We start from the raw sequence: 11,852 nt of genomic DNA on the forward strand, positions 1-11,852 counted from the left end.
AGCGCATAACTCGAGGCCACTCTGAAGCCGCAGGTAGCCGAACAGTCATTGAAATGGGCTGGGCTGCAGCGCCATGCAAATGGAACAGGGAGAGAGGACTTGCGCAACTTGTACGCATCGCAAATGGAACGGCGCCGCGATGCCGGCAGGGCCATCGCAGCGCTCGGTGTATTACTTCTCTATGTGTTACTTGTTCGAGGTGAGCATGGCCTGGACCGATGTCTTGATGAGGCGATTGACGGCGCCCGATTTGACCTGCTCATTGACGTACTTGTTCAGGACGGCGATGTCAGCCGCAGGCGTCTCTTTCCGAACGCCGAATGCGACTTCCTGCTGAGCAAGAGGCGGGGTCGGCTGGACGGTGGCCGCCCATTCGGGATGCGCCTCGGTCAACAGCATGTTAGTGATGTTGGCGTCAGCAAGAAGGTCAGCGCGTTTCGACATGAGAGCAAGACGCGTCTCATCGTTGCCTGGCAAGCGCATGATTTTAGCCTGTTTGATAACTGCCGAAATAGCCTTGTCTTGCGCAGTTCCTGACATGACCGCGATAGTCACGCCCTGCTTGTCAATTTCCGCAACAGTGTGAGCACCCTTCGGAATTTTCGGGTTGTTCTTGTTATAGACGAACGAAACGTTGTAATCCGTTGCCGGCACCGAGAAGGAAATCGCCTTTTCGCGGTCCGGTGTGTCGTTCAGCGCCATCGAAAGGTCCCACTTTTCCGACTGCAGACCTGCAACGATGTTGTCCCACGTGGTGTCGACGAACTCGACCTTCACCTTCAGGACGTTCTGTCCGAAGTTTCGGCAAAGCTCGGAGAAGAAGCCGCTGTATTCCGCGGTCTTCGGGTCGCGCATCACATACGGAGGCGCGACCGCCGCGCCGCATCGCAGGACACCTGCCGTTTTCACGCTCAGCCATGCGGAGGAGTCGTCAGCGCGAGCCGGCACACTGGCAATGACGCAACCAGCGGCAACCAGACACAACAAAGCTTGACGGGTAAAACGAGACAGCCGAACCATGATGACCTCTCAAACAAGGGGAATCCCGGCGACGAACATGCGTACGTCACACAACTATGTGTGCTTAGATGTGTGCACCTGTGTATGCATAATAGGAAGTCAAAATTCGACTTGTCAACTAGGCGATTGCCCTGGCCTTCCGGGCGAAGGCCGACGCAAAAGCCGGGCGGTAGAAGCGGAGGCGGCAAAGCAGCGCGATGCACCGTCTGGCACAGGCACTGACGTTGTGGGACGGCACCATGCTGCAGACGCTCTCGGATATGGCACTGAGGGTGTGTGATGCGGGCAGCGCTGGCATCGGCCTAGTGGAAACGGACACCGACGGCACGCCCATCTTCCGCTGGGTCGCGGTTTCGGGTGCATGCCTTGCCGCCGTGAGCAGCACCATCCCGATAGCGGAGAGTCCAGGCGGCGTGACGCTTGAACTGGCAACGGGGCAACTCTTTTCCTTTCCCTAGCGCCACTTCGCCTTTCTGAAACACATTGCCCCCGAGATTATCGAAGAACTGGTCGTACCGATTCCGGGCGAACCTGACCCGTGGGGCACCCTGTGGGTGATGTCTCACGACAGGGAACGCGTTTTCGATACCGAGGACCGTAGAATCCTCACCAGTCTCGCGAACTTCACCTGTGCAGCGCTCACGATGACCCGGGCAAAGGCCGACGCCGAAGCGCGCGCGTCAGAGGCGGAGGCATCAAGGAATGCTCTGACTCTCGCCGAAGCACGCAAGGACGACTTCATTGCGTTGCTGAGCCATGAACTGCGCAATCCTCTCGCACCCATTGACAGTGCCCTGACGGCCGCACGAAAGCTCGCTACAGATAATCCCGCCGTGTTGTCTGCGCTCGGCATCGCCGACAGGCAGATGCGGATACTCAAACGACTCGTCGGCGACCTGCTCGACGCGTCCCGGATAAGGCATGGAAAGCTCTCCACTCGCCCTTCATACGGGCTGCTCCAGGATATCGTGGCCGATGCAGTGACGGCGATGAAAGCCGACGTCAAAAACGGTGAGCACCGCATCCATGTGACCATTCCGCCGTTTCCGGTGACCGTTCACGCCGACGCTGCCCGACTCACCCAGGTCATATCGAATCTGCTGACGAATGCAGTGAAATACACCCCTCCCGGCGGCGACATCACTTTGTCAGTCGAGGCACCGGACCTGAGCATCGAGCCGATACACGATTCATCGCCCCGCACTGCGGTCATCACGGTGAGGGACAACGGCGCGGGCATTTCGCCGTCACTGCTGCCACACGTCTTCGAGATGTTTGCCCAGTCGGCGTCAGCACGCGGAAAGGCAGAAGGCGGACTCGGAATCGGACTGGCGGTCGTGAAGCATCTGGTTGCCGCACACAACGGCACGGTTATCGTTGCGAGCGACGGTGAAGGCCAAGGGACGGAAGTCACCGTGCAGCTCCCCATTGTCTGCAAAAGCACGAGTGCCCCCGTCGCGTCCGCGACACGCACCATGGCACCGGCTCGCATCCTTCTCGTGGACGACAACGCAGACGCCACGGCGGCGCTCGGCACATTGCTGGAGCTGGAGGGGCACGAGGTGAAGCGGGCACAGAGCGGACCCGACGCGCTCTCGATAGTGGAATCATTCACGCCGGACGTTGCGCTGATTGATATCACGATGCCAGGGATGGATGGCATCGAGCTCGCACAACTACTTCGCCTTCGCGCCCAATGCTCCCTGACGAAACTGGTCGCATTGACCGGCAGTACCGATACCCCAGGCAGACCTCAGATTGATGAGCGGATATTTGACTGCCATCTCATCAAACCGCTGTCGCTCGATGACCTCGCGGATGTCATGCGCTCATGGCGTCGCGGTCGGCGGAAAGTGTCGATGGGGACGGCATCATTCCCGGGCAGCGCTAATTCCGCCGACTCACTGGTTACGAAAATCTGGCACAGACGTTGGGACGCGACCCGACATCGTAAAGACTGGCACCGCTCGTGACACATCGAGGACGGCATCCGGAACATATAAAGGAGGCTACCCCTCACGGGACATGCCATCGCCCCGAACGGCCAATATGCCGTCGGCGGGAGTATTGTGCAGGGAACAAAACTCATCAAGGATTCCCGCATCGTCGCCAGCTTCGAAACCGGGGGCGAAGCGCATGCCCCAGGACCTGATTGGCCGCGCGCTTGAGTAGACAGCCACGACTAACCCAGTGTCGCCAGCAGCTTCATGAAGTTGCGCTTGGCACGATAGGTCTCGCGGATGGTCTGCAGTTCATCGGCGAACTGCGCATGCTCCTTCAGTTCTGCTCGCAATTTCCCGATAGTCCGCACGATGCCGAACGCCTCCTCATAACGGGCGTTACGCGTTCCACTCTCGGCGGCGATGGGTAGCAGGCGGTGATACAGGACAATGGCGTCGTGCGGATGGGTCTTTGAGCGAATGGATGCCATCGTTGCCCACATAGTTGTCGCCACGGGACCGCCGCAGAACGTCTTCCACGCCGTGTCGTACTCGCGCCCGGTGAGAAAGATTTTGACCAGTTCGGTTCGCGTCGGCATCTGCCAGGAATTGCGCTTCGCTTTGGTCGGCGCCTCTTCAGCACGAACAAGACTCCACAGATGATTGAGCGCGCGCTCGCGTGTCATATCATGCTGGCCAGTCGCGCTGGCGACATCCATCAGGGCGGCGAATGCTTCTGCACCCGGGTGCATCCCGAAACGCTGCCACGCGAGCACATCAGCCTTCTCGAATTCGCCGCGCCGCAGGTGCTCCTGGATGCAGAAGTCGAGCAGACGCTGGTCCACGTTCTTGCCTGACTCCATGAGGCCGCGTTCGGCCCACGCGAGTCCTTCGTCGTAGCGCCCGTGCTTCGCGCAAAGCTCTGCGACCAGCAGGAAGCGGTAGGGACTCGACAGGTCCTTTGACCGGATGCGAACCAGTGCGTCCACATCGCCGTCGAGGTCGGCCAGCGCCTCCATCGCGCGTTCCAGTCGCATGCGTAGCGGGTCGAACGACCGGCGAAACTCATTGCTCGGCGCCAGTGCCGGCAGGCCGTCCCATCCGTCTTCTACAAGCATGCGGTACCGATGAATCCCAAGGTCGCCGAGCGGTTCGGCGTAAGCCGGCAACACATCGTAGAAGGTATCCCACATGCCGTCGGTCTGGAACCGGAACAGTCGCTCCGCGAGCTTCGTTGGGTCCGGTCGCGTCTGTCGACATGCTTCGAGATGTACGGCGGCAAGCTCCATGATGGCCGGCATCACATCACCCCGGGAGTCATCAATCTGCTCGAGACTTGCTTCGGCGCCGGCAATCGCCAGTTCCGCAAGCTCGACCACCTGGGCGGCCTGAGGACTGGCAAGCCGCTGCCGCAGCATGTCCGCGAGCGCCATCAGGCCGTCGCCGTACGCGCCGGCTTCGCGCCAGTCGAGCGGCCGCGAAATGCGCGTCGCCTGTCGTACCGCGGTCTTCATGCCCGGGAGGTCACCGGCGTTTGCCGCACGCGCCGCGAGCAACAGCCTGTCGCGCAGCGCCATGTCGCGCTCGACCGCTTCCAGCAACAGTTCGCGCACGGCTTCCGCATTCAGCGTCGCAACATATTCACGAATCTGCTCCTCGTACGTCTTGCGCTTTTTACGAGGCTTTGCCGGCTTTGACTCATCGGCATGAAACACTTCCGCGCCGGTATTCTCGAGCCACGACAGGGCGACCGCGACCCCGTGCTTGCAGAAGATACCGTCCTCGCCGACCGGACAGTCGCATTCGTAGGTCAGCTCGCCGTCGTCGCCCGCGCCAAGTTCGACGCGGTACCTGTGCGTGCCACGTACGTTCGCGCGAAGGACACCATCGCGCTCTTCGAGGCGTGATACGGCGCCCTCATGAAAATACGCCTTGCCGCGCCCGAACGTTTTCGTGTCCGCGAGCGACTGGATTTCGGCGAGGGTAATGATGTCGTGAAGTGGTGACTGGCTGGACATGGCGTACGTTGGAGATATGCGAGAAAGAAGGATGCACGAGCCAATCGGCTGTGGCACGAATCCGCAAAACCAACGGCCACCCAAAGGCGCCCGTCGCATGCGAAATTCCCTGACTCTGCAGGAGGAATTCCAATTTCGGGAGGGACCAGGCGCGTCCGTTGGTACTACGTCTTTCCTTGAGCGATACGACAGATATAAGCAGTCGAGGGGTACTACCAGCACGGTTTGTCAGCGCCCCAAGCGTAACGCTCCCGTAGAGCGGCGGCGCGCACAATTCGGACCCTGTCGACGTCGACGAACGCAGCGGAATCAGCGGCGACGTGGAGTCAGGTCAAGCGAACCATTCATCTACCCTCACGTCGTCTCCACAACTTACGCGTCGGACTTCCACGGCCATGAGGGGTAGACTCGCCCACTGCTTTCAACGCTCTCCCGTTGGTCCTCGGCTTGTCCGTCATTACGCTCGACATCGCCAGCGCTCGGAGCCTCGTCCGCCTGCAAGCTTTCGGAACTGCCATCGGTCGAGTCAGCGCACACGTCCTCGCCAGCTTTCACCGACGGCAAGCCCACACCGAACCACCGAACGTCGCTACGCAACGCAGCGACGTACGCACGCCATCCGTTTGCGTTGTCGGCAAACAGACTCCGTCGAACAGTGGAAGCAAGACGCTTGCGATTCAGCTCAGGCTCAAGCAGTTCCCGTGGCCATGCGAAGAAGGCGTCTGACACTCGCTGAACAAACTGCTCTGCTGTCATCCGCGGCGATACCTGTTCGAGGAGCGGGAAGCCTTCAAGCGGGTCGTGCGCTGCGGCCAGTTCGCGTACGGTCTTGTGGCCGTCACCACATTTCAGGAGACGGTTCACGACCTCCAGTACATCTCCAAGGTGAAGCAACAAGGCACGGCGCTCGAATGCATCATTCATCTGCTCATTTCTCTCTACGTGAGTCGAAGCACAATTCTAGCTTGCCCGTCGCGCAGCGCTGTGAGAGGCACGGTGTTCGCGTTTTCCTTGAGCGGCAAAAACTCGGACTTCTTCGCGGACCTGTCTGACAAGGCGTCCATCCTGTCGATTTATCAGCAACCCGGAACTGCCGATGCATGGCGAGGCGACAGGAGTCGCCCTCAGGCAACGCGGGCGCCGCGGATGTCGATGGTCAGGGTTCGGGCCGGCCTGTGCCGTCGGCCGTCCAGCTCCTGGCAATTCTCTGAGGCCCACTCACCTCGAAATATCCGGTTTCAGAAATCACAAATCCCTGGTCAACATTGCGGGCGTCTGCGGCGTTAAGGAGATGAACGGTGAAAACCGTCCCGTTACCTGAACGGAAAACCTGCTGGAGCGGAACATGAAAAACACGAACGGGCAGTCCCTGCGTTGTCAGGTCGAAAAGTGGCTCGCACCGGCTCCCACGATGCACGTTCATGTAACCAGATTCAGTCGCACCGCAGGGAATGGGAGACGCTACGTGTGCGTCGAAACGTCGTCACCAGCCGGAGCGCGCGCGTTGTTTTTCTTCAGGCACGATGACGGCAGGTGGAGCGTGTTCCCGCCCACTGCCAATAGGCGGAAGTCAACTGCAGAGCACCCTCTCGTACAGGGGGCCGCCGCCACCTTTTGATGACGGTCACGAGTTCGCCGCGCTCAATCGCGGCGCTCGGGATTCAATCTGGTTTCGGGCCGGTGCACGGCTATCGAGCCGCATTTTCGTAAGATGAGCGAAGTCCACGGACACGTGGGGCGCCACTGCACGGCGCCTCGGCCGTCCCGGCACAAATCGAGCAAGCGTGAGCTATGCAGGTGCAGACCGCCCGAGCGACGGGAACTGAACGAGTTCTGAGTTTTGCTGCTAAGCATCTCGACGCGGCCGCGCCGGGAACGAGCGAAATGTCGAGCGCTCAGAATCGGCGTTTTACCCGGATTGACCCATGTACCACAGCAGACTACAACTTCACTGTCGGAGTCTCGGATAACGTAACTGCGATTGAGCTAAGGCCATTCTTTTGCGTGTCAGCGAGTTGCGCTGAGGTGTTAGCTTGGATAGATTTTCGCTGCCTGCTTACCCTTCGGGCCTTGCTTCCGGCCAAAGCTTACCTTCTGGTTTTCCTGCAGCGATTTGAAGCCCTTTGCCTGAACCTCGGGAAGTGCGCAACAGATCCTCCCACGGTTTTGGATTGGATGGCTTTGACGAAACAATACCCGTTGCGCAATGTTCTCTGAGTGGAAGTCCAATAGGCGCACAGCTCACTCGAACGTCTGAGGCCCCTTTAGCGTTAAGGGGAGATTTCATCGCCCAGTATTCCCAAGTAGTGACTTGCCGCCTCTGTACGAGGCTGTTTTTTTACGTGGGACGTCCGTTCCCGACAAAATTTGAAAAGCACCCGTCTCGGCGCGAGCCTGGTAACAGACGTGGGCGGACATGACGTGCGCCCGAACGGCCGACCAGCGCCCACGAGAGCTGGGCTTGTCCGGTAGCGGCCAGGTCGCAGTGTGCGGCCAGGCGCGTTAGGTCGCCGCGCCGTGCGACCACGGGTTCAACGTTCCTTCAAATTATTGCTTCGCCGCTTTTGCTGCTTTCTCGACTGCCTGGTCAGCCGCTTCGGTCACCTCCGATGCGGCTTTTGTTGCGGCGTCCAGGTTACTTTGCGCGACTTCGACTGCCTGCTTCGTGGCCTTTTGCACGCTTTCCTGAGTGGTGTTGGCCAGCGTGATAGCTTGTTTCAGAAATGCGATTGCGGCTTCGGAGCCGACCGGGGCGTTTTGCGCGAGATTCTCGACGAACGATTGAACCTGGCGGCTGACCTCCTGGTACCGCGCATTGACGACCTCTGCCAGTTGCGTTTGCGTGGTCGACGCAATCTCCGCAACCTGACGTTCGTACGTCAGGACCTTCTCCGCCGAGTGCAGCGCCAGCGCATCTTGCAGACCGGTAACTTCCTGTCGGTCCTTCTTCGCCAGCCCGTCTTGCTCGCGTTGGTGCCAATCGGCAAGCGTCGTTTTCGCCGTATCCAGATTCAGTCTGACGAGCTTTTCCTCGCCCTCCAGCATTCTGCTGGCCAGGCCGAAAAAGAAGTCAAGATTAGCTTGCTGCGCTGTAGCAGCCTGTCCCTGAAAATCAGCCATGTTCGCCTCCGGAAGATGTATGCCCAACGCCCAGCATGTTCGGCAACGGTGACCAACTGATGAAGCGCGTCGTATGGAAGCTCCCGAGCAGCTGTATTTTCGACACCGGCTCCGCAGGCGTATTGGTCTTGGCCACGAGCCCGTACAACGTCCTCAGCACTGGGCTGCGTAAGGGTGCTCTGCGGACGTCGACAGATGCAGGAACTGCAGACGACGAAAATACAATTACAGGACGGCAGCGGTCGGGGCGCCAATTGAATCTGCCTATCTGGGGCACACTTGAAAAAGGGTGTTTTTTCTCTCGCCGCCACCTGCTGGATGCGTCTGCGTCCTTATTGCGATGGCGCTTTCGCCGGAGACCATCATCGCGATGTGTGACGAGGTCGTGGAACAACGCCGCTCTTTTCCACGCAAGCAGATATTCGCCACTGGAACTTCCCGGACCCGCTGGTGACCAAAGCCGGTGACGCACGAACAGGTGCCGACCTCCGGGTAGGTTTTCCGACAGACCTACGTCTGCGAGCGTTGTCATTGCGCTGCTACTTCACTCGAAGAAAGCGGCGGAGTGACTTCTGGCCACGTACGGGATAGGAAAACGGTATCCGTGTCGATTACACCGGGCATTTAAAGCGTTAACTCAGAGCGGGGAAGGCGCGCCGCAACGGGCGTTCAGGTGCAGTGAAGTTCACGCGAACGACATGCCAGCCCGGTTGATGGCGTTCGACCGCAAGCATCAACGTCGAAGTCGTGTCACACCTTCGTAGCCTGAAGCACGTAGGTTTGGTCACGATGAGTTACAGGAGCATTGCACGTCATGAATCGTCGTCCGAATCTTGATGTACATCTGCAAGGCACTCTCAAACACAACGGCTCCAGGCGGGCCTTCGCTGCACGACTGGACATGACCATCAAGCGCGCCAAGGTGACCTCCGGTCGGGTGGCCAGGTCACTCGGCGTACCGGAACACGAGGTGACCCTTTGGCGCGCCGGAGTTACCGTTCCGAAGAGCACGGATTGTGCGCGCCTTTCTGAACTTCTCGACGTGGACGTCGTCTGGCTATGCGCAGGTCAAGCGTAAGCGACAGCATGTCATGGCAGTTCTCATCGGACACGGCCTCGCACGCGGTTCGGCTTGTCGCCACTCACCGGCACCTCGGTCGGGTCACGTGCCTGGCTCCTGCCATTGACCGGCAACACGGTCGAAGTGGCATGTTTGAAGACAAGTTGCGCACCCGGGCCAGACTCCAGCAGAACTGCAAACTGGTCAAAGGCGGCCAGTTGACCGCTCAGTCTGATGCCGTTCACGAGGAACACGTTTACGGTGGTCTTGTCGTTCACGGGCATCTGCAAAAAATCGTCTTGTACGCCTGGGCGTCCGGTCATGTTCAAGGTCAAGGCGATAGGTCCTTGGATTGTACCGGCGATACCTGAAGCGGCCAGCCTTTTCGATTCTGGACACAATGATGGCAAGCGGTACCGTAAAGTGGTTCAATGATGCGATGGGTTTTGGTTTCATCACGTCGGATGGCAGCGGTGAAGACCTGTTTGCCCTCTTCTCGGGAATCAGCGCAGACGGGTTCAAGTCGCCGCAAGAGAATCAGGAGGTCAGCTTCGACGTGAAGATAGGGCCGAAGGGCAAGCAAGCCGCGAATATCAAGCCAGTCCAGGAGATAGTCTGTCTCTTTGCCGCTTACGGCGCCGGTTCGTCAGGCGTCGTACTTTCAAAGCGGAGTCGGCCAGGAGCGCCTGTCGAAAAAGCAGAATCCGCCACCAAGCGCCGAGATTGGAAGTCAACGCGAAGCGCGGCGCGGCGGCGTCATCACGCATGACTCGGACGCCAATTGCTTCGACCCGTTCGTCGGCGTGGGCCTTTCTGCTCCCGCATCGACGCTTTCGCCTTCCGCTGTGAAACTGGCACGCGGAGCAACTTCACGAGTAGCTGCTCGCGAAAAATCTCTGGAGGATTGAGCAATGGACAACGTTTCGCGGGAAGAGAAGATTCGTGTACGGGCCTACGAGCTCCGGGAAAAAGACGGCAGCCCCGACGGTCGCGCCGACGAGTATTGGGAGCAACCCCGCGCACAGATAGAAGAGGAAGAATCCGATGCCGACGGGAGCGGAGCCGACCTAAAGGGGCGGCTGCCGCTGTGACGAAAACTGGAATGGCGCTGACGAAGAGCCGCCATTGACCGCTTGGTCGAGTTGCAATTATTGAAAGCGGAGCGACAGCGGCGCAATGCTCGCAACGAGCCTCTTCGTTGTCGCTTTGCGCCGACCACTCGACGTTCCGGACGCTATCCAGCGTCGCTGGTGTCCTGCCGCACCGCGCTCCTGACCGCGAGGCTGACCTGGCAGGTTAAACGGCGTGCCTCCGCAGCGACACCCTTGTAAGTCTTCTTCATTCCACTGCTGTCAGAGGCGGGCGCATTCATTCCCTCTTCTTCTGCATTTTCGGCTTCGTCTGTTTCTGCGACATATCGCCCGACTTACCCATGGTGTTTGCGCCGGACGCGCCAGATGGTGACTTTGTAGCGCCGCTTGCTTTCGGCGTTCCCATTCCGGTGCCACCTGGCCTGCACCGGCGCCCCCTCCACCACCTGTTCCCGCACCCTGCGCGTATGCGGCGTCGATGCATGGCCCGTGAACTTTGACCTGCATCAAGCTGCCAAACGACATGTGGCGACTCTTGCAATTGGTCATGACAAGCGTACTGCTGGTAGACGATGATGCGGAGGCTTTGGCCGCGTGGGGCGCGATCTGTGCCACTGACGGATTTGATGTAAGAAGCGCGAGCGACGGCCAGTCAGCATTGGCAATGTTCATCGAATCCCCAGTCGACATAGTGGTCGCCGACTGGCGCATGCCGGTGATGTCGGGCAGCGAACTCTGTCATCGTTTGCGCACGCTGCCTGGACTAGCTGACGTTGCTTTCATACTGGTTTCCGGCGAACCCAGTCCACCGGCCTTCATCAATTACGACGGCTTCCTTCCCAAACCCGTGGACGGACCGGTGTTGCTGGCCACAATGCGACGGCTGCTGGCGGACCACATAACCCATCGCGAGCAACAGCGCCGCAAGACAACGTAGTCGAAAAGCCGCCTCTTGTGCTGACGAGGGAAATCGAAAGATGGCTGTTGAAAGGAAATGCCGATTCCAAAGGCACGTTGGTAAGTCAGCAAAATTTCTGCTCGCAGTAATCAGGCCGCCAAGCAGGTGAGACATATCGACAAGGCGCTGCGCGACCAGATGTCGAACCTCACCTTCGCATTGCCATGTTCCGTACACGGCAAGTAGCGATGCGCCGAGCGCTTCCTTTCTCTGCTTCTCGAGCAGGCTCGGCTACACGATTACATTCACGTTGCCGGTCTCGTCTTCAAGCGTCACAAACATGACCCCCTTCGCAGTGCCCGGCCGTTGCCGTGCGGTAACAAGACCGCAGCCTCGTGCGAGCCGCTCGTCGCGATAGGTGCGCAGAGTCGACGCTGGCATCAGCCGGTTTGCGAGCAACTCCGGCCGCAGCAGTTCGAGCGGATGTCGACCAAGCGTAAGACCGACAGACCGAGATAGTCAGCGACGATGCCAGCACTGTGCTCAAGCGACGAGTCCCAAACGCTGATGGCCACATCGACTGGCAGCACCTTGACGCCATGGCGTTGTGCATCCCGTACTAACTGCGAAGGCGAGGAGAAGCGCATCGCTGTCAGTCCGTCTTCGCGACCGATGCGCTCCCTGCTTCGTCCTGCTTTCACGCTC

At 59.5% G+C, this 11,852-nt stretch carries 11 protein-coding genes and 3 pseudogenes; 7 read left to right on the plus strand and 7 right to left on the minus strand.

Going from position 1 to position 11,852, the window contains the following annotated elements:
- Positions 1-186: 186 nt before the first annotated feature.
- The gene (locus tag OKW37_RS04435; RefSeq protein ID WP_429407864.1) at positions 187-1,020 is read right to left on the minus strand and encodes a transporter substrate-binding domain-containing protein; all 834 of its coding nucleotides are present in this window, start codon (positions 1,018-1,020) and stop codon (positions 187-189) included.
- Between the two features lie 197 nt (positions 1,021-1,217).
- Here OKW37_RS04435 and OKW37_RS04440 point away from each other — a divergent pair, with 197 nt between their 5' ends.
- Complete coding sequence (locus tag OKW37_RS04440; protein ID WP_429407862.1) at positions 1,218-1,478, plus strand: hypothetical protein; 261 nt, start codon at positions 1,218-1,220, stop codon at positions 1,476-1,478.
- Positions 1,479-1,664: 186 nt separating this feature from the next.
- Positions 1,665-2,993, plus strand: a complete 1,329-nt coding sequence (locus OKW37_RS04445) for a hybrid sensor histidine kinase/response regulator (protein ID WP_429407860.1) — start codon at positions 1,665-1,667, stop codon at positions 2,991-2,993.
- Between the two features lie 209 nt (positions 2,994-3,202).
- Here OKW37_RS04445 and OKW37_RS04450 read toward each other — a convergent pair whose 3' ends face one another.
- Both OKW37_RS04450 and OKW37_RS04455 read right to left on the minus strand, forming a co-directional pair.
- The gene (locus OKW37_RS04450) at positions 3,203-4,978 is read right to left on the minus strand and encodes an SWIM zinc finger family protein (RefSeq protein WP_429408491.1); all 1,776 of its coding nucleotides are present in this window, start codon (positions 4,976-4,978) and stop codon (positions 3,203-3,205) included.
- Positions 4,979-5,350: 372 nt separating this feature from the next.
- On the minus strand, positions 5,351-5,902 hold the full coding sequence (locus tag OKW37_RS04455; protein ID WP_429407858.1) for a hypothetical protein: 552 nt from the start codon (positions 5,900-5,902) through the stop codon (positions 5,351-5,353).
- A 421-nt stretch (positions 5,903-6,323) separates the two neighbouring features.
- Between OKW37_RS04455 and OKW37_RS04460 the strand changes: the two genes are divergently transcribed.
- The gene (locus OKW37_RS04460; RefSeq protein ID WP_260321169.1) at positions 6,324-6,596 is read left to right on the plus strand and encodes a hypothetical protein; all 273 of its coding nucleotides are present in this window, start codon (positions 6,324-6,326) and stop codon (positions 6,594-6,596) included.
- A gap of 410 nt (positions 6,597-7,006) precedes the next feature.
- Here the strand turns inward: OKW37_RS04460 and OKW37_RS04465 are convergent.
- Both OKW37_RS04465 and phaP read right to left on the minus strand, forming a co-directional pair.
- Positions 7,007-7,114, minus strand: a pseudogene (locus OKW37_RS04465) (cold-shock protein); the annotation flags it as partial.
- A gap of 411 nt (positions 7,115-7,525) precedes the next feature.
- Positions 7,526-8,098: a TIGR01841 family phasin gene (phaP, locus tag OKW37_RS04470; RefSeq protein WP_184060938.1), complete on the minus strand. Its 573-nt coding sequence runs from the start codon at positions 8,096-8,098 to the stop codon at positions 7,526-7,528.
- Positions 8,099-8,912: 814 nt separating this feature from the next.
- On the opposite strand from phaP, the gene OKW37_RS04475 reads away from it, so the two are divergent.
- Positions 8,913-9,176, plus strand: coding sequence for an XRE family transcriptional regulator (locus tag OKW37_RS04475; protein WP_184060937.1), 264 nt, complete (start codon positions 8,913-8,915; stop codon positions 9,174-9,176).
- Positions 9,177-9,199: 23 nt separating this feature from the next.
- Here OKW37_RS04475 and hfq read toward each other — a convergent pair whose 3' ends face one another.
- Positions 9,200-9,493, minus strand: a complete 294-nt coding sequence (gene hfq / locus OKW37_RS04480) for an RNA chaperone Hfq (RefSeq protein ID WP_260321168.1) — start codon at positions 9,491-9,493, stop codon at positions 9,200-9,202.
- Positions 9,494-9,561: 68 nt separating this feature from the next.
- On the opposite strand from hfq, the pseudogene OKW37_RS04485 reads away from it, so the two are divergent.
- The 3 genes and pseudogenes from OKW37_RS04485 to OKW37_RS04495 all read left to right on the plus strand — a co-directional run.
- Positions 9,562-9,762: pseudogene (locus OKW37_RS04485) on the plus strand (cold-shock protein); the annotation flags it as partial.
- Between the two features lie 307 nt (positions 9,763-10,069).
- A complete protein-coding gene (locus OKW37_RS04490) occupies positions 10,070-10,249 on the plus strand; it encodes a DUF2934 domain-containing protein (RefSeq protein ID WP_184004408.1) in 180 nt (59 codons plus the stop codon).
- A gap of 547 nt (positions 10,250-10,796) precedes the next feature.
- Positions 10,797-11,186: a response regulator gene (locus OKW37_RS04495; RefSeq protein ID WP_184060935.1), complete on the plus strand. Its 390-nt coding sequence runs from the start codon at positions 10,797-10,799 to the stop codon at positions 11,184-11,186.
- A gap of 90 nt (positions 11,187-11,276) precedes the next feature.
- Here the strand turns inward: OKW37_RS04495 and OKW37_RS04500 are convergent.
- Positions 11,277-11,794 (minus strand): annotated as a pseudogene (locus tag OKW37_RS04500) (OB-fold nucleic acid binding domain-containing protein); the annotation flags it as partial.
- Positions 11,795-11,852: the final 58 nt, after the last annotated feature.

Source organism: Paraburkholderia sp. MM5482-R2 (assembly GCF_050436125.1).
Taxonomy (GTDB): Bacteria; Pseudomonadota; Gammaproteobacteria; order Burkholderiales; family Burkholderiaceae; genus Paraburkholderia; species Paraburkholderia tuberum.

Bases quoted from the DNA above. Each gene is read 5' to 3' on its own strand.
- OKW37_RS04435 (WP_429407864.1), bottom strand. From the start codon at position 1,020: ATGGTTCGGCTGTCTCGTTTTACCCGTCAAGCTTTGTTGTGTCTGGTT.
- OKW37_RS04440 (WP_429407862.1), top strand. From the start codon at position 1,218: ATGCACCGTCTGGCACAGGCACTGACGTTGTGGGACGGCACCATGCTG.
- OKW37_RS04445 (WP_429407860.1), top strand. From the start codon at position 1,665: ATGACCCGGGCAAAGGCCGACGCCGAAGCGCGCGCGTCAGAGGCGGAG.
- OKW37_RS04450 (WP_429408491.1), bottom strand. From the start codon at position 4,978: ATGTCCAGCCAGTCACCACTTCACGACATCATTACCCTCGCCGAAATC.
- OKW37_RS04455 (WP_429407858.1), bottom strand. From the start codon at position 5,902: ATGAATGATGCATTCGAGCGCCGTGCCTTGTTGCTTCACCTTGGAGAT.
- OKW37_RS04460 (WP_260321169.1), top strand. From the start codon at position 6,324: ATGAAAAACACGAACGGGCAGTCCCTGCGTTGTCAGGTCGAAAAGTGG.
- phaP (WP_184060938.1), bottom strand. From the start codon at position 8,098: ATGGCTGATTTTCAGGGACAGGCTGCTACAGCGCAGCAAGCTAATCTT.
- OKW37_RS04475 (WP_184060937.1), top strand. From the start codon at position 8,913: ATGAATCGTCGTCCGAATCTTGATGTACATCTGCAAGGCACTCTCAAA.
- OKW37_RS04490 (WP_184004408.1), top strand. From the start codon at position 10,070: ATGGACAACGTTTCGCGGGAAGAGAAGATTCGTGTACGGGCCTACGAG.
- OKW37_RS04495 (WP_184060935.1), top strand. From the start codon at position 10,797: ATGACAAGCGTACTGCTGGTAGACGATGATGCGGAGGCTTTGGCCGCG.